We start from the raw sequence: 20,272 nt of genomic DNA, 5'->3' as shown, positions 1-20,272 counted from the left end.
GGCATTTTTCCACTGGGATGCCGCGCTGCTGATTGTCAGCTCACCGTACCCACAATGCGCAGATCCACCTCATCCGGCACTTCGTTATAGGAAAGCACGTGCAGCCCGGCGGCGAACAGACGGCTGTAGCGGGCAATTAGCGGCCGCAGCTGCGGCGTGACCAGCAGTACGGAGGTCAGGTTCTGCGCCTTCAGCTGTTCCAGCACCACCGGAAGCGTAGTTTGCAGCTGGGTCAGAATATTGGGATCGACCGGGAAGCTGTCCAGGCTGACTTTTCCGGCCTGCTGTGCCTGGTTCAGCGACCCCAGCAGCAGGTTTTCCAATGTATTGTCCAGCGTGTAGGCCGACAGCGGCTTATTGTCAGGCGCTATTGCCGCCACCATCGCCCGGCGCAGGGCGAAGCGCACATCGGAGGCCAGCAGAATCGCATCTTTGGTGATCGCCGCACTTTCTACCAGCGTGGTGGCAATGGTGGCGATGTCCTTCAGCGAAACCTGATCCTGTAGCAGCAGGCGGTAAATCTTCAGCTGCTGGCTGTAGTTCAGCACGGCGTTGAGATCTTCAGCCAGTCTGGGTGCCGTACCCGACAGGCGCAGATTCAGCTGGGTGATATCGTCATAGTTAAACAGCTCCGGCAGATGCTCGCGGGTGACCCGGTTAATATGCGTGGCGATAACGCTGGCGCAGTCCACCACCTGATACCCGAGGTTCAGCGCCTGCGGTTTCATCTCCGGGGTGATCCAGGTGACGGCCAGGCCGTAGGCGGGATCGGTATCCAGCACGCCGTCGATCTCGCCGTACTGTTCCGCCGTTGGGATCGCCATCAGGCGATCCGGATGAACCTCGCCCACTGCCGTACGCACGCCGTTCACCTTAATGGCGTACTGCGCCGGTTTCAGGCGGAAGTCTTCGCGAATCGACATCTCCGGCAGCAGTACGCCGCTGGTTTCTGACACCACCTGGCGTACGCCGCGCACGCGCAGAGTCAGCGGATTACCCTTCGATTTATCCACCAGCGTCACCAGCTTGTAGCCGAGATTCAGCCCCAGCGGCTCAATCAGCGGGATGCTTTCCCAGCAGACGTTTACGCTGTCGCTGTCGTCCAGCGCGCTGGCCAGCGCAGCGATATCCTGCTCGCTCTGCGCGGGCTTTTCGATAACCTTGCTCTGTCGCCAGGCGGTAAACACCAGCAGGGCGGTAAACACCAGGAACACCAGATGCGGCATGCCCGGCACAATCGCCAGCACGAACATCACGAAGGCGGCGGTATAAATCGTTGCCGGTTTCGCCATCAGCTGGCGGTGGATATCGTCGGAAATTCCGCTACTGTCGTCATCGCTCACGCGGGTGACGATAATCGCTGCCGCCGTGGCCAGCAGCAGGGAAGGGATCTGCGCCACCAGGCCGTCACCGATGGTCAGCAGCACGTACTGATCGAACGCCTGGCCGGCATCCATATTGTGCTTGAAAATACCGATCAGAATACCGCCGACCACGTTGATGATCAGGATCATAATCCCGGCAATCGCATCGCCGCGCACAAACTTGGAGGCGCCGTCCATCGCGCCGTAGAAATCAGCTTCGTTGGCCACGTCCTTACGGCGGACGCGCGCCTGCTCCTGATTAATCAGTCCGGCGTTGAGATCGGCATCAATCGCCATCTGTTTACCGGGCAGGGCATCGAGGGTAAAGCGCGCCGACACTTCGGAAATACGCTCTGCCCCTTTGGTGACCACCACGAAGTTGATTGTGGGCGCGGTGTCAAAAGAGGAGCGGCAGGAGATTGTCGCTAACCTGAACGGGACCTCGATTTTTGACGGCACGGTATTCAGCCCGATTAGCGATCCGGCGGCAATTGCCGGTCCTGCGCCCATCATGACCAGCCTGCCTGTACAAGCCGCCGAGGAGATCGAACCCACTGAACAGCAACAGTCGCAGCCGGAGTCGCTGGAAAATGTGCTGTCGCGTTCGGATCGCGAGCTCAATGAACTGGGCGAGGCGATAGCCCGTATCACGGCGGAGTTAAACGCGCAGGGTAATCTGTCGCTGGAAAAAGTCCCGCAGGGCCTGCGCATTCTGCTGCAGGACGATGACGATCGGGTGATGTTCGAACGCGGGAGTGCGCAGATGACCCCTTTCTTTACTCGACTGCTCAGCGAGCTGGCCCCGGTCTTTAACCGTATTGATAACAAAGTGATCATTAACGGGCACACCGATGCGGCTAACTACCGCGACAACGCCGGATATAACAACTGGAATCTGTCCGGCGATCGCGCGCTGGCGGCCAGAACGGTGCTGGAGAAAGGCGGACTGGAGGCGAAGCGGGTACTGCAGGTGAACGCGATGGCGGATCGCATGCTGCTGGACCCGAAGAACCCGCTGTCGGCCCGTAACCGCCGCATCGAGATTATGGTGCTGACCCAGTCGGCATCGGACACGCTGTATCAATTTTACGGGCGTAACGGCGTCAAGGTAGTTAAACCGATTGCCGAACGCCTGCAGTGATTCTGTCAGTGCCTTGAGTCAGAAGTCCGGGCTCAGCCGGCGGCAGTTTGCCGCCGGTTTTTTTTTAATGCTGCACATGCCTGCGGCGTATTTTATCCTGGTACATGCTGCTGTCCGCATCGTGGACCGCCAGGTCCGGCGTACAGGCCAGCGGATTCGCCGCGATGACGCCCAGACTGGCCCCGCCATAATCAATCAGATTGCCGCGCAGCTCATACCTTCCTGTCAGTTTCTCCGCCAGCTGCGCTTTAAACGTCTGCACGTGATCGTCGCTGACGGTGTCGAGCTGCGGTCCCAGACTGGCAATGATAAATTCATCCCCGCCCAGACGGCCGATGATATCTTCCGGCCCGGCAAACTGGCGCAGCCGTTGCGCTATCGACTGTAGAAAACGATCGCCGCTTTCATGGCCGTAGCTGTCGTTAATGGCTTTAAAACCGTCGAGATCGACAAAGGCAACCAGCACCGATCGTTCCTCTATTGCCGCCGCGGCAAACAGTTTTGGCAGATAGTTGAACACCGAACGGCGATTGGGGAGCCCGGTCAGTTCATCGGTCATGCTGACGGCGGTCAGCGCGTCGTTCGCTTCGCGCAGCTCCTGAAGCAGCTGTTCTTTACGAATATACTGGCCGATCAGTTCGGCGAACAGATGGATGATCTGTTCCGCACGACCGGACAGCGGGTGGCTTTGCGCACTGGCGGCGCAGAGCGTGCCGTACAGCATGCCGTCGCCCAGCATAACCGGCGTGCTGAGGTAGGTGGTGATCCCGAGCGCTTTGGCGGCTTCGGAATCGGGCCAGACGCCGGGCACATCGTTGGTGAAACTGCGGCCATCTTCCATCGCGCGTTTGCACAACGTATCCTGCCACGGCACCGACAGGCCTTCTGGGATCTGCATTTTCTGCGTGTTGCGGGCGTACAGGATATGCTGAAGCCCTTCGGCGTCATCTATATGCGTCAGGTAGGTTGATTCCATATCGGTAACCAGTTCGAGCATTTCCAGCAGCTGGCGCACAAATCCTTCCAGCGTTTTTTCCGATCCCAGCGCCGTTGAAATACGTTCAATCAAGTTTTCGGACATAGATCTTTTTCCTGGTAGTGAGGTCAAGCATGCCCCTGAAAGCAGAGGCTAATTTTACTAATAGCTAACGGGCTGCCTCTCGCTATATATATGAATATGCGGAAGCGTCTCACGTTATTAAATTCACTAAATTCAGTAAGTTTTGTTATAAAGCAGCAGATAATGACAGACGTAATGATAACGACCCGTAAGCGCCTGCTATCCTGGTAGCGGGGCAATCTGCGCCTGATAAACATCAGCGTTGTGATTCGCCAGCTAAAGTGCCGGAGCCAATCGACTTTATTTGGTAAAAAAAGCGTAAACGTATTCAGAAGTGCATAATTACAGATGAAAAAAATTATGCAATTTATACACGCAATGATCAATACGTACAGGTATCAACGCAGATATATTGTGTTAATTAATGGCGTTATCAGATTTGTGCCATTCAATATTGGTCCAACCAGTTTGCCGATCCTGCTTACTGACTGCCGGGCATTGCCGCGCCGGAAGCGATAAACCATACCAAAAACGCCATTGCGGCAATAAAGATAACGGTAGGGGCTATCGCTCCTTTATTCACGGCTGCATACCTTTGAAGGGGGCTGAAAGAGTGTTGCACCGTCCGAAATAACGGCGCGCTGGCGGCGATGATAGCACAGGCGCCGCTGCTGACGATCGCTGAAAACAGCCCGACTGCTTACTTTTTCAGATTACCCCCCGGTTCCGGCTGCGATTCGATACCCGGGATTTTTTTGCGTGCGGATGCGGCAAGCTGCTGGCGTTCATGCTCATCCAGCTGCTGATAAAAGAAGCGCGCGGTGGCCTCTGCTACCTGCTGACGCTCCTGATCGATGGTCACCAGATGATAACTTTCCTCCAGCTGAATAAATTCGGTTTTACCACCGTAGTGCCGTTCAACGTAACGGGAATTGGAAATATCCGTCACGTCGTCCTCACGTGCGTGGATTAACAGAGCCGGCACTCGGGTTGTCGGCATCACTTTTTTTGCCTCCCCGGCAAGGCGCAGTACCTCGCGCAGCATCACTCCCGGTGTGTTGGTGTGGCCGGCGGCCGAACTGTCCCCGCTTTGCAGTTTCAGCACGATACGCTCGCGCAGCTGTTCGTTTTTGATGCCATACGGCGGCGCTTCCTGAAAGTGATAGTTGTTGCGGAACAGCGGGATTTTAAGCAACAGCGGCAGCATAAATGAGAATTTTGATACCGCCCAGCCGTTACATTTCAGCGTGATGGCGTAGAGCGCCAGCCCGCGCATATCAGGAAAATGATGAGCAAGAATAATCCCCATTGATGCTCCGGCTGACAGACCACCGGCGAAAACCTGATAGCCTTCTTCAGTCAGCCGCTTATATTCAGCGGCGATTTCCCGTAGCCAGTCGAGCCGGGTCGTTTTCAGCAATGCGTTCATATCCGAGCAGTGGCCCGGCAGCACGGGAATAGAAACGGTAAATCCATAACGGTGCAGACGCAACGCGATAGAGTCCATTTCTTTTGGCGTACCGGTAAGTCCGTGAATTAACAGCACGGCGATACGGCTTCCCCGGTGAAAAATAGCAGTGGTCATTGTGCAGTGATACTCCGTTCATTATCTGCCTGATAAAACACTTTCAATTCTCCACGGGCCAGTAAACGTTGCCCGCAGGCAACGTTGAATTCCAGCATGGACAGGTCAGCAAGTTCAGTGGTGATGGCAACAGAAATCAGCAGCGTTTCTCCCGTTCCTGCATCGTCAAAGAGCTGAAAATTATTGACCGAGGCCAGCAGTGCAGTGGCAGACTCCTGGCCTTTGACGGCATCGACACCCTTTAATGCACAGGCTGCCTGAGCCGCAAGTTCGATATAACCACAGCGATCGAGCGTACCGTTTTCATCTAATAACAGATGACCGGCGTGCAGTTTTACGGATGCCTGCACCCGCGGTCCCTCGATACTGAGAATACTGTCGATACAACACATTCCTTCGCGATGAGGGATCAGGCTCTGCGCCGATAAGGGGAATGTCATCCGTGCTCCTCGTAATATTCAGACGGCCTGGGCAATGGACGTTTTTAAGATGAACTCCTGAAGTTCACCGAGCGTTTTGATGCTCACCAGTTCGGTATTTTTACCAATATTGATAGCAAACGCTTTTTCGAAAGCCACGACCATGTCAACGGCATCGAGGCTGTCCAGCCCCAGATCTTCGTACAGCTTCGCTTCGGGCTGCAGATCGCTCAGCTCCAGTTCGAATTCTTCAGCCAGGATCTGATTAACTTTTTCCTTCAGTGCGTTCTTGTCCATCATATTTTCCTTAATATCAGCGTTGAAATAATGCCCCCAAGGGCAAAACTGTTTTTCAGTACGTGCTGTACCGGCGTACTGGTAATCCCGCTGACGTGGCGAATGCTGTCGCATCGCTCATCGGGATTATCAAGATTGCGTGTAGGGATCAGGACTTCCTGCTGCAGCATGCCGATGCAGGCGATAAGCTCCAGTGCGCCGCTGGCTGCCATGGTGTGCCCCAGATGTCCCTTCAGGCTGGATACCGGCACCAGCTTTCCGCACAGCCCGGCAATCGCTTCGCTCTCGGCGATATCGCCTAACCGTGTGCCGGTGGCATGGGCGTTAATGTAGCTCAGGGCATCTACCGGAAGTTGGGCATGATTCAGTGCCTGCTGCATGCAGCGGCGAAGCGGTAACGGATCGGGATTAGCAATACTCGACACATCGCTGGCGGAGGCAAACCCGGTAATTTCTGCCAGAATTGTCGCGCCTCGTGCCAGGGCCCTTGAGCGGGATTCCAGCAGCAGTATCCCGGCGCCTTCTGCACAGACCACGCCGTCACGCTGTTGATCAAACGGACGTGGCGTGGCGTGAGGATGCTCGTTGAAGCCTCTTGAAGCGGCAGCCATATGATCGAATGTTGCAATAGTCAGCGGATGGAATTCATCGGCTCCGCCGCACAGCATCGCATCCTGCAGGCCGCAGGCAATCGCCTCATAGGCCATACCGATCGACAGGGCGCTGGAGGCGCAGGCTGATGTTACTGCCATCACCCGGCCGGTAATATCCAGTGCCTGCGCCAGATTTGACGCGACGGAATGGCCCATAATGCGGAAGAAATCACGCGCTTTAACGGCGGCAAACTGACGGGCAACCAGGTAGTTTTCAAAAATAGAACGCCAGGTATCAATGCTGCCCATTGTTGAACCCACGATAACGCCAAAGCGCGGATCGGACAGCCGTTCGCGAGGAAAGGCAGCCTGTGCCAACGCTTCCTCTGCGGCCAGCAGGCTCCAGCAGGACATCGGGGACATCGTGCGACGATGACGGCGTGGAATACGGGTTGTGTCCAGACGCGGGACGCGCCCGGCAACTTGCGGCACGTCCTGCGTATCGCTGTAGTCGTGCTGCGGCAGGCGGCCGATCCCCGATTCACCACGGGTTAAGGCGGCCATCATTTTCTCTGCACCGGCACCGAAAGGAGATACGGCACCCACACCGGTGATAACGACTCTTCTTAACGGCATGTTCTGACCCCGTTCAGTAGATTCTGGTGATCCAGCAAATAGCCACAGGCGAGAAACGCTGAAATCGTCGCGCCCATCACCCCCGGGCCGGTCACCGCCTGGCCAGCCACGAACAGGCCAGCAACACGAGTCACCGGCAGCGGATTAAACTGCGTTATATCGTGTGCTACGCCGTACATTCCCGCGCCCGGTGAATAGAGATACTTTTGTAATGTCGCGGGAGTGGCACCGTCCACCAGCCTCAATCCCTCGATTTCAGGTACGGACCGGCATAATGAGGCGTAAAGCTCTTTGAGACGCTGCTTTTTCTGCGTCCGGTAGGCGGAGGGGCGTTTGCCGTTGCCGGAGCCGTAAAAAGCACGGTATTCCGCAGCGTCACAGGGGATCGCCGCAACAAAATCAACGGAATCAAATAGTCCACTTTCGCGGTTAAGCACTGACGGGCCCGGCATAATATAAAACGGCCCCGCAGTACCCCGATGATGAGGTTTAAAAGCTTCGGTAAATGACCGGGCATGCTGACAGTAAAGGAGATTCTTTTTATCCAGCAGCGGCGGCGGCTCGGTTCCACCGGAAAGATACAGCAGATGTGCCGACATGCCATCGTAGAGCTGATTCATGCGATTCACCGCCGCCGGGCGCAGCGCTTTTTCTGGCAGCATCTGCGGCAGAAAACAGGGGTGTCCGGTGTAAATAACGACAGAGCAGCCCAGACGCTCGCCGTTATCCAGTTCGACTTCGCTCAGCGTACCGTCAGATTTACAGTGGATCTGCACGGCGCTACGATTGCAATGCAGCACGACACCTTCTTCGGCAAGGCGCTGTTCGAGCGCTTTAACCAGCGACAGCCCACCCTGGGCAAAGGTACGGACGCCGCCAAAATGCGTCCCTGCCACGCGGGCGTGCTGCAGGAAAGAGACGTTCTCAGGTGAAACGCCATGGTACAGGCAGGGAATCGCCAGCAGGGACTGTAACCAGGGATCGCGGATATAACCGGCAATATAGTCCTTGAGTGGGATATGCCATCGAGGATCGGTTTCATCCCTGAAGGGGGAGCCCTGTAGCGTGTGAAATGCTGATGAATAATAGGCGGCCTTAACGTCGGCCATATAGCGATGGATTCCCTCTTTTTCTGCGGGAAAATCGGCACAGAGCCCTGCCAGCATTTTGTCGTAATCGGCGGCCAGCGAAAAGTCACCGCGATCGGAAAAACGCACGGTTTCAAAGCAGTGACGATCGAACTCGACGCTGGGCAGATCGCGTATACCCAGATAACGCAGATAGGCGGTTAATACGCCATGTGGCGACAGTTCACCGGCAAAGTGAACGCCGCTGTCGAAGTAGACACGACTTTTCAGAAAGCCGCGCAGAGTGACGCCCGGTTCTTTCGCTCGCTCGACGATTGACACGCGATAGCCATGCATGGCGAGTAACAGCGCAGACACCATTCCTGAAGCGCCCGCCCCGATAATCACGGCTGAAGGTCTGGTTGCCATATTAAAAACCTATTACCAGGCTGGAGTTGGTGCCACCAAAACCTGCCGAATTACACAGCGCTGACGTTAACGGTTGCTGGCGGATTTCGGTAATGATGTCCAGATGCGAAGTATCTTCATCGGCCCCATCAAAGTTAATGTTGGCGGCCATAAAATCGTTCCTTGCCATCAGACAGCTGTACACCACCTGGGCGGCCCCGCTCATCCACAATTCGTGGCCGGTCATGGATTTGGTTGAAGAAACCGGCACGCCGCGCTCGCCAAAAATATCAAGAATGTTTCCGGCTTCCATCGCATCCCCCAGCGGGGTCGCTGTGGCGTGCGCGCAAAGATAGGAAATATCCTGCGGCATCAGTTCGGCATTTTTCAGCGCCATACGCATTGCGCGGCCCAGCCCGGTGCGGCTCGGCGCGACGATATTTTCACCATCGGATGAGAAGCCGTAGCCGAGAATTTCTCCCCAGATCTGTGCCCTGCGTGCAACGGCAAGATCGTAGCGTTCCAGCATTAAAACGGCGGCACCGCCGCCGGGTACAAGCCCGTCGCGGCTTTTAGCAAACGGCCGACTGGCTGACTGCGGGCTATCAACGCGGGTTGAAAACGCGCCCAGTCCATCAAAGCTACAGGTGGCCTGCCAGTTGATTTCCTGCGCCCCGCCGCAAATGATGCGATCCTGGCGGCCAAGCATAATCAGGTCTGCGGCCTGGCCCACCGCGTGTCCGCTACTGGCACAGGCACCGCTGATTGACCAACTTGCTCCCTGCGTACCCAGAATGGCATTGAGATTTATGGTGGTGGTGGAGGTCATCGACTGAAATACCAGACCACTGCCCAGCCGTGACGTATCACGCACCTCTTCCAGGCGGTTGGCCTGTTCAATACCGGCCAGGACGCTGGAGTCACAGCCAAAAATCAATCCACTTCGGTCGTTACGAATGTCATCGGGTGACAGGCCGGAATCATCCAGAGCGCAAAATGCGGCTTCAGCAGCCCATTCAACGAACTGCGGCGTGGTTTTACGTTGTTTACGGTTTAGCGGAAAACGGGGAGAGAAGTTTTTTATTGCACCGGTTAACGGTGAATTAAAGCCTAAATCCTGCCGTACAGGATCGATGACGATGCCAGAACGGCCGTGATACAACGCATCAGTGACTTCACTGACTGAGGTTCCAATACTGGAAACAATACCTAATCCTGTAATAGCAACACGGTGTAACATATCCACTCCCTGTTCGAATGATGGAATATTAATACGATGCGCAAGGCATCATTCTATTCACAATAGAACCCCCGCAATCCTGCGTGGGGATATGCTTACGTCTGCAAGTAATCCGTACTGGCAATATGCTCTTAAGTGCCAGATGTAAAAAAGGCTCTATTTAGTTATCGTTTAAAGTGCTTTATCATTAATAGATATTGTTTTGGCATCTTACCGTTTGGTGCCGTTTTTCATTTTAATTATTAATGCTGCGGTTATTAAAAATAATTTTTTATGTTTCTGCGGTTTCTAATTAATGAATATTATTATTCTAATGTAATAATTTTTTAATTTTAAATAGAGTTAAAATGATTATCGAGTAGCTTATAGGCCCTGTTCTATATACGAAGGAGATAATTAACATGGATACAACGGCAACACGACAGAGGCCAGGGCGCCACGTCGCTCTGGTGACCGGGGCGAGCAGGGGAATTGGCGCTGCTGTTGCGCGCAGGCTGGCCGGAGATGGTTTTTCACTCTGGTTGAACTATCGCCGTGAGCACGCTGCTGCCGAAGCGCTGCGTGATGAAATCGTCGCTGCCGGAGGGGAGTGTCGATTACTGCCTTTTGACGTCTCTGACGCCAAACAATGCCGTGAGGTGCTGGAGCCGCTGATCGAGCAGTTCGGCGCGCCTGCGGTGCTGGTGAATAATGCCGGTTTCGCCTGCGATAAGGTCCTGGCGATGATGACGCGTGAGGAGTGGGACCGTGTGTTGCAGGTGCACCTGGGGGGCTTTTACAATGTGACCTCGACCGTGCTGCCGGCAATGCAGCGCAGGCGGGGGGGCCGCATTATCAATATCGCCTCCACCGCCGGGCAAACCGGCGTTGCGGGCCAGGTAAACTATTCTGCAGCGAAGGCCGGGTTAATTGGTGCTACACGCTCACTGGCGGTTGAGCTGGCGCGCCGCAATATTCTGGTTAACGCCGTGGCCCCGGGGTTTATCAGTACCGATATGACATCGGCGCTGCCGCTGGAAAGCATTAGCAATACGATCCCACTGCGCCGCGTTGGCGAACCCGAAGAGGTGGCGTCCGTTGTCAGCTTTTTCGCTTCTGAAGGGGCCAGCTATATTACTGGCCAGGTGATTGGCGTTAACGGTGGATTATTTACCGGCTGATAGCAAAGGAGGGATCTGACCCAGCTTCCAGCGCTGACAAAATGCGGCATAGAAGTCGGGCTGCTGGGTCAGGTACTCTCCCGTTTTTAATGTAAACATCTGCACGCTAAAGCCCGTTGCGACCGTCTCGCCCTGTGTGTTAATAATTTTATAAGACATGTTCATCCGCGCCGCTTCGCTCCAGTGCAGGCAAGCGACTATCCGGCAGCGTTCGGCAAATGCCAGCGGGCGATGATAGTTAACAAAAAGTTGTTTAATCGGTGCCGGGACCTGCTCCCGATAAAGCGTGGAATAACCGATACCCAAATGTTCCCCCAGCGCGACGCGTGCATCTTCAAAGTAGCTGGCATAGTGCCCGTGCCAGACAATTTCCAGCGAGTCCACTTCGTCAAAACGTACAACACGGTCAACGCAGTATTCAATCGGTGCAGGTGCCGCACTGCCGTCAAGGCAGTGCGATGAAGTAAAATAGGGATATCGCGTCATTGCCATGCCTCGGTATGTTCCAGTTCGAAAACGAGGCTTGTGCAATCTATCTCATTGCTGGAAATCACCGCCTGGTACTCGCCAGTATGGCGGCCTGGTTTAACGGCAACGGACACCGTTTCCCCCGGTTTTATTGGATGTAAAAATTTGCAGCGTTTTATACCGGCCAGCTGCGCACTTTTTCCTGCGGCAGCGGTGTAGCGGGCCAGCATAATTTGTACGATTCCTGGCAGTAGCGGGTTATCGGGAAAATGGCCGCGAAAGCCGGAAAATTCAGCCGTTAAAATAAAACTACAGTGCATTTTATCCGGCTCGCCTTCCCGGCAAATTAATTGCGGCGGTGAAACGACAAATCGGGATAATTCTTCGGATAATCCGGGCATCTTCTTCTCCCTTTGGGTGCAGACAGTCTTGTCAATGATACTCATCAGATAATCTGTTTTTTGTCGTGAAATGGCGTTGGATATCTATATTAGGCTATTGCCCGATGTCATGTGGTGAGATTTCATTATTTTGTAAGGGTTGGATATTTTCTTTGGAAACTAAGTGTGAATGATTTTTTAGGAAATGGTGTGATTGCTGGAGTTGTTTGATATTTGATGCGTAATTCTAATTATCAGTAAATGATAATAAATATTGGGGTTGGAGTTGGGATTGAAATTGGGGTTGGGGTTGAAATTAATGATGAGATAATACGGGGTGGACACATCACCACCCCGTGAGTTATCAATCAGAACAGATCGACCCGGACATCCAGACCCGCAGTACGTCCATTGTTTACCTGGGCATAGGCCGCACCGTTCTGCACGATGCCGTAAGTGCGGTAGCGGCGATCCATCAGGTTGTCGATATAAGCGGCAATATTCACCCGCTCGGTTGCCTGCCAGCCAAGGCGAATATCAGTGGTGGCGTAGCTGCCCTGGCGCAGGGTGTTATCACCGTCGAAATAGTGCTCGCCGACCAGATTTAGCGCCAGGCGCGGGGTCAGTGCCCCCCACGGCGTATCAACGATGCCGTTCAGGCTGGTTCCGGCGCTGAAGCGCGGCACGAACGGCACGCGGTTATCGGCATACAGTTCGCTGTCGCCGGTAAACTCGGAACGCACCCAGTTGCCGTTAACATCCCAGGACCATCCCGGTGTAAACGTCCAGCTCGCGCTCAGTTCAGCGCCCGTTGCATCGGCGGCACCGGCGTTGCTCAGGCTCTGATAGCCCACCGGGCCGGAATAGAGCTGTAGATTTTTGGTGTGAGTGTAGAACAGCGCGCCCTGAACCCGCAGCGCATCGCCTTCGTAGCGGGTGCCGATTTCATAGTTAATCGACTTCTCCGCATCGTACGGCGCGGCGCTGACCATCGGCGTCGGCTGGATGCTGAACCCGGCCGGTTTATAGCCCTGGGCCACGCGCACATAGCCACGCAGTTCCGGGGTAAACTGCCAGCCTGCCGATACCTGGCCGAGCAGATTGTCGTCGCGGGTTTTGCCTTTGTCACCCCAGCCGTAGCCCATGCTGCTGCCGTTATAATCCGTTTTGGATTTATCGTGGGAGTAGCGCAGGCCGCCGCCGAGGTCGAAGCGGTCGGTCAGGTGCCAGGTCAGATCGCTGTAGGCGGCCAGCGTTTCGTTGGCCGTCCAGCCACGGGTGCTGCTGATGGGAACGCCGCTGTAAGTGTAGGCGGAGTCCACCGTTTCCCGGCTGTTCTGGCGGTAAAGACCAAACACCATATCCACCGGCGTGTTGCCGCCGAAGGTGGCCGCACGCAGCTCCTGGGTGTCCTGATTCCAGCGTTCCGGCAGGCTGGCGTTATAGGCCGAATAGGGGAATTCACGCTGATAGTTTTGCTGCTGCCAGGCACCGATCAGACTGAACAGCCAGCCGTCGGTACGGTACTGGGTACTCAGCGACTGGCTGTGCGTGCAGCGGCGCAGATGGGGATCGCCGCTGCCGTCGCTGATTTCCAGCGTGCGGCTCCTTTCATTATCGTACGGCAGATAGGTGTCCTGGGTGGCGTGGGTGCACTCTTCGCTAACCGCCACGCTGGCTTCCCACGGCTGGTCTTCCGGTGCCAGGCGCAGACGGAAATCGCCCAGATTGGTACGCGAGCCGCCCAGATTATCGCTGCCGGTCGCCGGGTTGGTCATCGAGCCGTTATCCACCTGCCTCAGCAGAGTGGCGCTGCCGTACAGCAGGCCGGGGGCCAGCGGGCCGCTCAGATTCACTTTGGTGTGATAGCCGTCCCGGCTGGCGATCCCGCCTTCCACATAGCCGCGCGGCGTGTCATCCGGTTTTCGGGTGACGATGTTGATAATCCCGCCCTGCGCGCTTTTACCGTACAGCGTTCCCTGCGGGCCGCGCAGCATCTCCACGCTTTCCACATCGCCCAGCGCCTGCATGGCATAGGTCGACAGCTGCGGGACGCCATCCACGTAAATGCTGACCGCCGGATTATAGAAGTCCTGCGCCGACGAGATGCCGCGCAGCGACACCGACTGGAAAATCAGGCTACCGCTGTTGCCCATCGTCAGGCCCGGCAGCACTTTGGGTAGCTCGTCGGTGCGCGTCACGTTGGCCTGCGCCAGCTCTTCCGCACTGACCTTCACCGAGGAAACGTTCTTTGCGGAAGCCGAGTCCGGTGACTGTTTACTGGCGTTGACCAGCATCGTATCTGACGGTGAGTTGTTGGAACCTGCGGCCAGCGCGAGGGGGCTGAGCAGCAGGCTGCTGATGACCAAAGGAGTAAGGCGCAAGACAAGCATAGAGGCATCCCGGTGAGTAAAGAAAAAATCGAGCTTACGTGAACGCCGCCGAAAAACGGTTGCACAGTACGGACGAACATTGCACGATAAAGCTAAATAAAAATCATTATCACTCGGAGGGCCTTGTGTCTGATTCACAGCTGGCTAAACTGCCAACGTCGGGAATGCGGCGGTGGCAGCTGACGCCGAAGATCCGTTTAACCTCGGTGCAGGCCACGCTGGCCGACGATCTGGAACTGCGCGGGGAGGGCGATGCTCACCTGTCGCTGGTGATGATGTGCGAGGGGGCCGGATGGTTCCGCCTCAACCGGCAGGCGATTCAGCACTACTGCGCGGACAGCTTCTGGCTCTCCTGCGCCAGCGGCCGCTGCCAGGGCTATGATTTTTTCCCGCGGCATCACTTTTACCATTTGCTGATCGTCGACTTCTCGCCGGAGCTGCTGTCGCTGGTGGAAGAGTGCGGCCTGCGAGTACCCGGTGATGAGCCGAAGGTGTTTAGCGCAGCGCTAACCGAACCGCTGAAGGCGACGATTATGGCGATTCAGCAGGGATGGAATGAAGCTTCGCCGCTGGCTGCACTGCATCTTGAAAGCCTGGCGCTGAACGCGCTGTGGCTGGCGTTAGGGCAGCTGCAAACGCAGCAGGAAGCGCGTCCGCTACCGACGGCATCCCGGCTGCCCAGCCGCGAGCGTAAGCGGCTGATTGCCGCCCGCGATGTGATCCGCCAGCAGGCCAGCGAACCGCTGTCGATTGAAGAAATGGCGCGCACCGCCGGGCTGAGCCTGATGGCGTTTAAACGCGGCTTCCGCGCCATGTTTGGCATCACGCCATGGAACTATGTGATTGAGTGTCGGCTAAAGCTGGCGCAAAACCTGCTGGAAGAGAGCGCGCTGCCGCTGAGCGATATCGCCCTGCGCTGCGGCTTCGCCCACGCCAGCCATCTGACGCGATTTTTCCAGCGTCAGTATGGTCAGCCGCCGGGGCGCTATCGCAGCAGCTGTCAGCAGGTCCGCATGGCGGGCTGAACCGCCACGACACATTTAGCCGCACGGGAGTAGAGATGAACAGCCAGATCAATCAACCGCAGCCCGCGTGGCTGCGTGCCGGAAGCAACGCTGCCGGGCAACTGCCGGACGATCGTCGCCGTGCCGCGCTGGCGGCGTTTCTCGCCGAAAGCGAAAGCCTGGCTCCGCTGCTGATGCTGCACAGTCTGATGCGGCTGGAATTTTGTGCAGAAGATCGCTGGCAGATTGCCGATCGCCGTCAGCAGCTGCGGATTGCCCCCTGCTTCGACGAACTGCTACAGCGCTGGCATCTGCACTTACTTGATGAGGGGCTGCTGGACAGCCACGACGATGATATCTGGACGCTGGCGCCGTGTGCGCCCGCAGAGTACCAGCTGGAACAGCGTATTGATGATGCACGGCATCGCCTGCGGCAGCTAATGAACTGGCTGGACGATGCAACGCCGCTGGCGGATGCGCTCTTCAGCCGTTCAATGCAGATGGAAGACTGGCTTCGCGCACCGTCGCTGGCGAAAGATTGGCGGCCGGATCTGAATCTGCATCAGCTGCTGCATATGCCGGGAATTATCAGCGATTATTTTGCCGGCATCGCCGTCAGCGTGCTGCCCCTGCTGCTGGACGAGAGTCGTAGCGACGTTCCCAGCCTGCTGGCGCTGGGCCATACGCCCCCGCGCCTGCAGGACTGCCTTACCCGCGTTGCCGCCTCGGTGGTGCCGCTGGATAGCGAACGCTCACTGGCCGACCAGCTGCCCGGCGACAGCCTGCATGATGCGGTGGTGCTGAGCGACCTGCTCAATCAGCCTTCCCCTGATCATCTGCTGGCCGAGCTGCGGTCCTGGCTGGCGCCGGGTGCGGTGCTGATGCTGCTACAGAATACCGCAGAGCGGCCGCTGCACTGGGTGACACCTGCGGCGGTCCAGGCTCACGCACGTGTCGGACAGCTGGAAGCGCACTGCGAGCATCGCTGTCAGCAGATGCTGAGCCAGGCGGGCTTTGCGCTGCTGCAAAGCTGGCCGCAGGCGGATTCGCCGATGGCGTTCACCGGTCAGCGGCTGTTTGTCGCCCGTTACGAGCCTTCTTCTTATCGTTAGCTGCTGAGGTTTGATATGTCTGATGTGATGATTGATACCCGCGCCTGGCCGCTGGTGCACTATGTGATGCCCGAGCGCGTGGCGGATGAGGATGCACCGCAGCACATCGCGGCGCTGCAGGCGGTGCTCGATCGCCAGCAGCCGTTCGTGCTGATTTTCAGCGGCGTGGAGCTGCCGAAAGATTCCGCCCACTTCTTTCGCCTGTATAAGAAATGGGGCAGCGAAACGCGCGCTGCCCAGCAGCGCTACTGCCGGGGCGCGGTTAGGGTCGAGCCGGATGAGGCTAAGCGCCGTTCGCTGTGGCGTAAAGCGCTGCGCTATCTGACCACCCGCACCATACCCTATCCCTACGAAGTTGTTGCCAGCGGGCAGCAGGCGGAACAGCAGGCGCAACGCTGGCTGCAGGATCTTAATTAACCCCACTTCGGACAGACTATGACAGTTGAAACGGTATCACCGCTGCTGACGCTGCGGCGGCTTCTTGCTGCTGAAAAATCAACGCTGCTGCTGGCGTTGACGATCTCTGCCAGCAGCGTATTGCTGGAGCTACTGCCCTGGTATCTGCTGTGGCGGGCGGTGGGCGTGGTGGAGCAGGGTGGTTCGCTGCTGCATCTGGGAGGCTGGCTGGCGCTGGCGCTGGTGTGTAAATATCTGCTGGCTTCGCTGGCGGGCTATTTCAGCCATCTGGCCGCCTTCCGCGTGCTGCACCACACCCGCCTGCGCATTGCCCGCGCCCTGACCCGGCTGCCGCTGATGCAGCTGGCCCCCTTCAGCGCGGGCAGCCTGCGCAAAATCATCATGAACGACGTGCAGCGGCTTGAGGATTTTATTGCCCACCACACCGTCGATCTGATCTCTGCGTTATTCAGTCCGCTGATTGCTGCACTTTTTCTGTTCTGGCTGGACTGGAAAATGGCGCTGGCGGCGCTGCTGACCGTGCCGCTGGCAATTGTCGCCCAGCGTCTGTGCCTGCGCGGTATGGCCGAGCGTACCCGGGACTATCACCTGGCGACCGAGCGCCTGAATTCGGCGATCGTGGAGTACGTGCGCGGCATCCCGGTGATGAAGGCGTTTAGCCAGGATGCGCGTTCTTTCCGCCTGCTGGACGACAGCCTGCGAGACTATCACCAGCTGGTGGTACGCTTTACCCGCCGAGCGGTTCCTGCCTGGTCGCTGTTTGTGGTGCTGCTGAATGCCAGCATCTTTATTTTGCTGCCGCTGGGATTGTGGCGTGTGAGCCAGGGCACGCTGTCGGTTTCTGCGCTGCTGCTGATCCTGATGCTCGGCAGCGGGCTGCTGAAGCCGCTGCTGCGCGTGACCTTTTTTGGTTCGCTGATCCGTGAGTTGTTCGCCGGTCTGAGCCGGATGGCACCGTTTCTTGATGATGCTTCAGAGGGACATTCCGCCGCCACGGTGACTTCGCAGAGCGATATTACGCTGAGCGCCTGCGATTTGAGTTTCAGCTACGAGCAGCGCACGGTGATTGATGCGCTGAATATCACCCTTGTGCCAGGCGGCTTTTATGCGCTGGTGGGGCCATCCGGCGCAGGAAAATCGACGCTTGCAGGACTGCTTTCGGGGATGCTGCCGCCAACGAGTGGGACGATCACGCTGGGCGGCATGGCGCTGGCCGAGATGGATGATGCCACCCGCGCCTCGCTGCTGGCGGTGGTCAGCCAGCAGGTGTTTCTGTTCAAAGGTTCGCTGGCCGACAACCTGCGCCTGGCTCAGCCACAGGCCAGCGATGAACAGCTGTGGCAGGCGCTGGAAATTGCTCAGGGGCGCGCCTTTGTCGAGGCGTTACCGCAGGGGCTGGCGACAACAATCGGCGAGGGCGGGGCGCGGCTTTCCGGCGGTGAACGCCAGCGTATCGCCATCGCGCGCGCTCTGCTGGCGGAGACGCCGCTGCTGATCCTTGACGAGGCCACCGCTTTTGCCGATCTGCTCACCGAGGCCGCCTTCTATCGGGAACTCCGCCAGCAGCGCCCGAAGGTTACCGTACTGACCATCGCTCACCGGCTGTTCGCCGTTCAGCAGGCCGACTGTTTGCTGGTGATGGAAGCGGGGCGGTTAACCGGATGCGGAACGCATCAGCAACTGCTCAGTGAGCACCGGCTTTATCAACAGATGTGGCACAGCCAGTCTCAGCTGGCACAGTGGCAAATCCGCCGTGAGGAAGATACCCATGTCAATGCTTAGTCCGCTTCAGCGCAGTGCGGAAGGCCGCCGTCAGGTGCTGACCGGGATGCTGCTGAGGCTGATAGCCCAGCTGTGTACGGTTGCGCCACTGTTTATTGCCTGGCTGGCGATCGGCGACATCACGCCGGGGGCCGGAAGCTGGTCGCATTGGCCGCAGGTGCTGACGGCACTGCTGGCCTGCCTGCTGGTGCAGCTGTTGTGTTCCCACGTGGGTCAGCTCTGGTGCTTTGTTGGCAGCTACGAGGTGATGCAGCGCTACCGTGAAGCGGCGGCGGAACAGCTGCGTCGGCTGCCGCTGGGTTACTTTCAGCGCCACCGGCTCGGGGCCACCACCCAGCTACTGACCGACCATATGATGCGGGTCGAGCAGATTTTTTCTCATCTGCTGCCGGAAGTGGTGACCGGGATCGGCACCGCGCTGATTTTTGTCTTGATCCTGCTGGCGATCAACGTGCCGCTAACGCTGGCGCTGATTGCCCCGCTGCCGCTGGCAGTGCTGCTGCTGTGGGGGGGATCTCACTTTTTACTGCGCGGCACCCATCTACAGAGCGAGCGGCTGCTGCGGGTGTCCGGGCTGCTGATCGAGTTTATCGGCGGAATTAAAACGCTGCGGCTGTTCCACCGTCATCATGGCATGCTGGCGAAGCTCGACGACGCGTTCGGTGAGATCCGCCGCGCCAGCATGGGGCTGGAAGCCTGGGGAGCCGGAGCGGTGCAGCTGTTCCGCCTGTTTACCGAACTGGGACTGGTGGTGCTGTTTATCGTGGCGGGAGGACTGCTGCAACAGCAGGCGCTCGATCCGCTGACCTGGCTGCTGTTTATACTGGTGTCGATCAAGGTGCTGGAGCCGCTGCTGGATGCTGCCGCTTACTTCACGTTAATGAGCGTGATGCGGCAGTCGCAGCAGCGACTGGACGCGCTGATGGCCGAGCCGGTGCTGAATGATGAGAACAGCGTGCCGCTGCCGGAAAACAATGCGATCCATTTTACCGATGTGCATTTTAGTTACGATCGACAGCCGACAATTCAGGGCGTTTCATTTGCTGTGCCTGAAGGCAGCGTCACCGCGCTGGTTGGTCCGTCTGGCAGCGGTAAAAGCACGCTGCTGCATCTGCTGGGACGCTTCTATGAGCCGCAACGGGGGGAAATTTCGCTCGGCGGCGTGCCGCTGGCGCAGATCGGTACCCGCGCGCTGTATCAGCGTATTGGCTATGTCTTCCAGGATGTGCAGCTGTTCGACGGCTCGGTGCTGGATAACGTCCGCCTTGGCAGGCCGGATGCCAGTGAAGCCGACGCGATCGCCGCCTGCCGTGAGGCGTGCTGCGACGGATTTATCCAACAGCTGCCGCAGGGATATCACACGCGTTTGGGAGAAGGGGCCCAGCGTTTGTCGGGTGGTGAACGGCAGCGTCTTTCGATTGCCCGCATGATGCTGAAGGACCCGCCGGTGATCCTGCTGGATGAAGTGACGGCGCTGCTCGACCCGCTTTCGCAGGCGGATATTCAGCAGGCGCTGACCCGCCTGGCGCGCGGCCGCACGGTGTTGATCATCGCCCATCGCCTGCGCACCGTGGAGTACGCCAGCCAGATTCTGGTCATGGAGCATGGGCAGATTGTCGAACGCGGTAGTCATCAGCAACTGTTGGCACAGGGTGGGATCTATCGGCGGATGTGGCAGGAGCAGGAGTAAATCGGCACGGTTAGCGTGCGGGAAAAATCAGGTGGTTTTCCACACCAGAATATTCT

General features: G+C 57.5%; 18 protein-coding genes and 1 pseudogene. 7 read left to right on the top strand and 12 right to left on the bottom strand.

Annotated elements, in window-relative coordinates; translation table 11 throughout:
• Window positions 1–35 precede the first annotated feature (35 nt).
• Window positions 36–1,748: pseudogene (locus tag JOE09_RS08305) on the bottom strand (flagellar biosynthesis protein FlhA); the annotation flags it as partial.
• 127 nt (window positions 1,749–1,875) lie between these two features.
• On the opposite strand from JOE09_RS08305, the gene JOE09_RS08300 reads away from it, so the two are divergent.
• On the top strand, window positions 1,876–2,505 hold the full coding sequence (locus JOE09_RS08300; RefSeq protein WP_239552989.1) for an OmpA family protein: 630 nt from the start codon (window positions 1,876–1,878) through the stop codon (window positions 2,503–2,505).
• 64 nt (window positions 2,506–2,569) lie between these two features.
• Here JOE09_RS08300 and JOE09_RS08295 read toward each other — a convergent pair whose 3' ends face one another.
• From JOE09_RS08295 to JOE09_RS08260, 8 genes are all read right to left on the bottom strand, one after another.
• On the bottom strand, window positions 2,570–3,586 hold the full coding sequence (locus tag JOE09_RS08295) for a GGDEF domain-containing protein (protein ID WP_205065430.1): 1,017 nt from the start codon (window positions 3,584–3,586) through the stop codon (window positions 2,570–2,572).
• 460 nt (window positions 3,587–4,046) lie between these two features.
• Window positions 4,047–4,148: a YoaK family small membrane protein gene (locus tag JOE09_RS26375; RefSeq protein ID WP_205065429.1), complete on the bottom strand. Its 102-nt coding sequence runs from the start codon at window positions 4,146–4,148 to the stop codon at window positions 4,047–4,049.
• A gap of 117 nt (window positions 4,149–4,265) precedes the next feature.
• Window positions 4,266–5,150, bottom strand: a complete 885-nt coding sequence (locus JOE09_RS08285) for an alpha/beta hydrolase (RefSeq protein ID WP_205065428.1) — start codon at window positions 5,148–5,150, stop codon at window positions 4,266–4,268.
• Entirely contained in the window at window positions 5,147–5,590 is a 444-nt protein-coding gene (locus JOE09_RS08280; RefSeq protein WP_205065427.1) for a hotdog family protein, read from the bottom strand. Before JOE09_RS08280 ends, JOE09_RS08285 begins: the two co-directional genes overlap by 4 nt.
• An 18-nt stretch (window positions 5,591–5,608) precedes the next feature.
• Window positions 5,609–5,869: an acyl carrier protein gene (locus tag JOE09_RS08275; RefSeq protein ID WP_205065426.1), complete on the bottom strand. Its 261-nt coding sequence runs from the start codon at window positions 5,867–5,869 to the stop codon at window positions 5,609–5,611.
• On the bottom strand, window positions 5,866–7,095 hold the full coding sequence (locus tag JOE09_RS08270; RefSeq protein WP_205065425.1) for a beta-ketoacyl-[acyl-carrier-protein] synthase family protein: 1,230 nt from the start codon (window positions 7,093–7,095) through the stop codon (window positions 5,866–5,868). The genes JOE09_RS08275 and JOE09_RS08270 overlap by 4 nt, the downstream gene beginning before the upstream one ends.
• On the bottom strand, window positions 7,086–8,591 hold the full coding sequence (locus JOE09_RS08265) for a phytoene desaturase family protein (protein WP_205065424.1): 1,506 nt from the start codon (window positions 8,589–8,591) through the stop codon (window positions 7,086–7,088). The genes JOE09_RS08270 and JOE09_RS08265 overlap by 10 nt, the downstream gene beginning before the upstream one ends.
• A gap of 1 nt (window position 8,592) precedes the next feature.
• Window positions 8,593–9,810: a beta-ketoacyl-[acyl-carrier-protein] synthase family protein gene (locus JOE09_RS08260; protein ID WP_205065423.1), complete on the bottom strand. Its 1,218-nt coding sequence runs from the start codon at window positions 9,808–9,810 to the stop codon at window positions 8,593–8,595.
• Between the two features lie 401 nt (window positions 9,811–10,211).
• On the opposite strand from JOE09_RS08260, the gene fabG reads away from it, so the two are divergent.
• Window positions 10,212–10,970, top strand: a complete 759-nt coding sequence (gene fabG, locus JOE09_RS08255; protein WP_205065422.1) for a 3-oxoacyl-ACP reductase FabG — start codon at window positions 10,212–10,214, stop codon at window positions 10,968–10,970.
• Here the strand turns inward: fabG and JOE09_RS08250 are convergent.
• The 3 genes from JOE09_RS08250 to JOE09_RS08240 form a co-directional block, all read right to left on the bottom strand.
• Complete coding sequence (locus JOE09_RS08250; RefSeq protein WP_205065421.1) at window positions 10,956–11,462, bottom strand: acyl-CoA thioesterase; 507 nt, start codon at window positions 11,460–11,462, stop codon at window positions 10,956–10,958. The genes fabG and JOE09_RS08250 overlap by 15 nt on opposite strands.
• On the bottom strand, window positions 11,453–11,884 hold the full coding sequence (locus JOE09_RS08245) for an ApeI family dehydratase (protein WP_205065420.1): 432 nt from the start codon (window positions 11,882–11,884) through the stop codon (window positions 11,453–11,455). Before JOE09_RS08245 ends, JOE09_RS08250 begins: the two co-directional genes overlap by 10 nt.
• 302 nt (window positions 11,885–12,186) lie before the next feature.
• Entirely contained in the window at window positions 12,187–14,211 is a 2,025-nt protein-coding gene (locus JOE09_RS08240; protein WP_205065419.1) for a TonB-dependent siderophore receptor, read from the bottom strand.
• 125 nt (window positions 14,212–14,336) lie between these two features.
• On the opposite strand from JOE09_RS08240, the gene JOE09_RS26370 reads away from it, so the two are divergent.
• From JOE09_RS26370 to JOE09_RS08215, 5 genes are read left to right on the top strand one after another with little or no spacing between them, the layout of a single operon-like run.
• Window positions 14,337–15,236 (top strand): helix-turn-helix domain-containing protein, encoded by a 900-nt coding sequence (locus JOE09_RS26370; protein WP_205065418.1) that lies wholly within the window; start codon window positions 14,337–14,339, stop codon window positions 15,234–15,236.
• A gap of 35 nt (window positions 15,237–15,271) precedes the next feature.
• Window positions 15,272–16,327: a hypothetical protein gene (locus JOE09_RS08230; RefSeq protein WP_205065417.1), complete on the top strand. Its 1,056-nt coding sequence runs from the start codon at window positions 15,272–15,274 to the stop codon at window positions 16,325–16,327.
• 15 nt (window positions 16,328–16,342) lie between these two features.
• Entirely contained in the window at window positions 16,343–16,744 is a 402-nt protein-coding gene (locus JOE09_RS08225; protein WP_205065416.1) for a hypothetical protein, read from the top strand.
• 18 nt (window positions 16,745–16,762) lie between these two features.
• Complete coding sequence (locus JOE09_RS08220; protein ID WP_205065415.1) at window positions 16,763–18,526, top strand: ABC transporter ATP-binding protein; 1,764 nt, start codon at window positions 16,763–16,765, stop codon at window positions 18,524–18,526.
• The gene (locus JOE09_RS08215; protein WP_205065414.1) at window positions 18,513–20,216 is read left to right on the top strand and encodes an ABC transporter ATP-binding protein; all 1,704 of its coding nucleotides are present in this window, start codon (window positions 18,513–18,515) and stop codon (window positions 20,214–20,216) included. The genes JOE09_RS08220 and JOE09_RS08215 overlap by 14 nt, the downstream gene beginning before the upstream one ends.
• The last annotated feature ends 56 nt before the right edge of the window (window positions 20,217–20,272 follow it).

The sequence above is a fragment of the Pantoea coffeiphila genome (assembly GCF_016909495.1).
In the GTDB taxonomy this organism is placed as follows: domain Bacteria; phylum Pseudomonadota; class Gammaproteobacteria; order Enterobacterales; family Enterobacteriaceae; genus Erwinia; species Erwinia coffeiphila.
Note: the sequence above shows the minus strand (reverse complement) of the source record. Positions and strands in the feature narration are given on the sequence as shown.

Excerpts from the sequence above, each read along its gene's own strand:
- JOE09_RS08280 (WP_205065427.1), bottom strand. The coding sequence starts at position 5,590 with ATGACATTCCCCTTATCGGCGCAGAGCCTGATCCCTCATCGCGAAGGA.
- JOE09_RS08230 (WP_205065417.1), top strand. The coding sequence starts at position 15,272 with ATGAACAGCCAGATCAATCAACCGCAGCCCGCGTGGCTGCGTGCCGGA.
- JOE09_RS08220 (WP_205065415.1), top strand. The coding sequence starts at position 16,763 with ATGACAGTTGAAACGGTATCACCGCTGCTGACGCTGCGGCGGCTTCTT.
- fabG (WP_205065422.1), top strand. The coding sequence starts at position 10,212 with ATGGATACAACGGCAACACGACAGAGGCCAGGGCGCCACGTCGCTCTG.
- JOE09_RS08215 (WP_205065414.1), top strand. The coding sequence starts at position 18,513 with ATGTCAATGCTTAGTCCGCTTCAGCGCAGTGCGGAAGGCCGCCGTCAG.
- JOE09_RS08245 (WP_205065420.1), bottom strand. The coding sequence starts at position 11,884 with ATGAGTATCATTGACAAGACTGTCTGCACCCAAAGGGAGAAGAAGATG.
- JOE09_RS08225 (WP_205065416.1), top strand. The coding sequence starts at position 16,343 with ATGTCTGATGTGATGATTGATACCCGCGCCTGGCCGCTGGTGCACTAT.
- JOE09_RS08285 (WP_205065428.1), bottom strand. The coding sequence starts at position 5,150 with ATGACCACTGCTATTTTTCACCGGGGAAGCCGTATCGCCGTGCTGTTA.
- JOE09_RS08250 (WP_205065421.1), bottom strand. The coding sequence starts at position 11,462 with ATGGCAATGACGCGATATCCCTATTTTACTTCATCGCACTGCCTTGAC.
- JOE09_RS08240 (WP_205065419.1), bottom strand. The coding sequence starts at position 14,211 with ATGCTTGTCTTGCGCCTTACTCCTTTGGTCATCAGCAGCCTGCTGCTC.
- JOE09_RS08295 (WP_205065430.1), bottom strand. The coding sequence starts at position 3,586 with ATGTCCGAAAACTTGATTGAACGTATTTCAACGGCGCTGGGATCGGAA.
- JOE09_RS08270 (WP_205065425.1), bottom strand. The coding sequence starts at position 7,095 with ATGCCGTTAAGAAGAGTCGTTATCACCGGTGTGGGTGCCGTATCTCCT.
- JOE09_RS08275 (WP_205065426.1), bottom strand. The coding sequence starts at position 5,869 with ATGATGGACAAGAACGCACTGAAGGAAAAAGTTAATCAGATCCTGGCT.
- JOE09_RS08300 (WP_239552989.1), top strand. The coding sequence starts at position 1,876 with ATGACCAGCCTGCCTGTACAAGCCGCCGAGGAGATCGAACCCACTGAA.
- JOE09_RS08260 (WP_205065423.1), bottom strand. The coding sequence starts at position 9,810 with ATGTTACACCGTGTTGCTATTACAGGATTAGGTATTGTTTCCAGTATT.
- JOE09_RS08265 (WP_205065424.1), bottom strand. The coding sequence starts at position 8,591 with ATGGCAACCAGACCTTCAGCCGTGATTATCGGGGCGGGCGCTTCAGGA.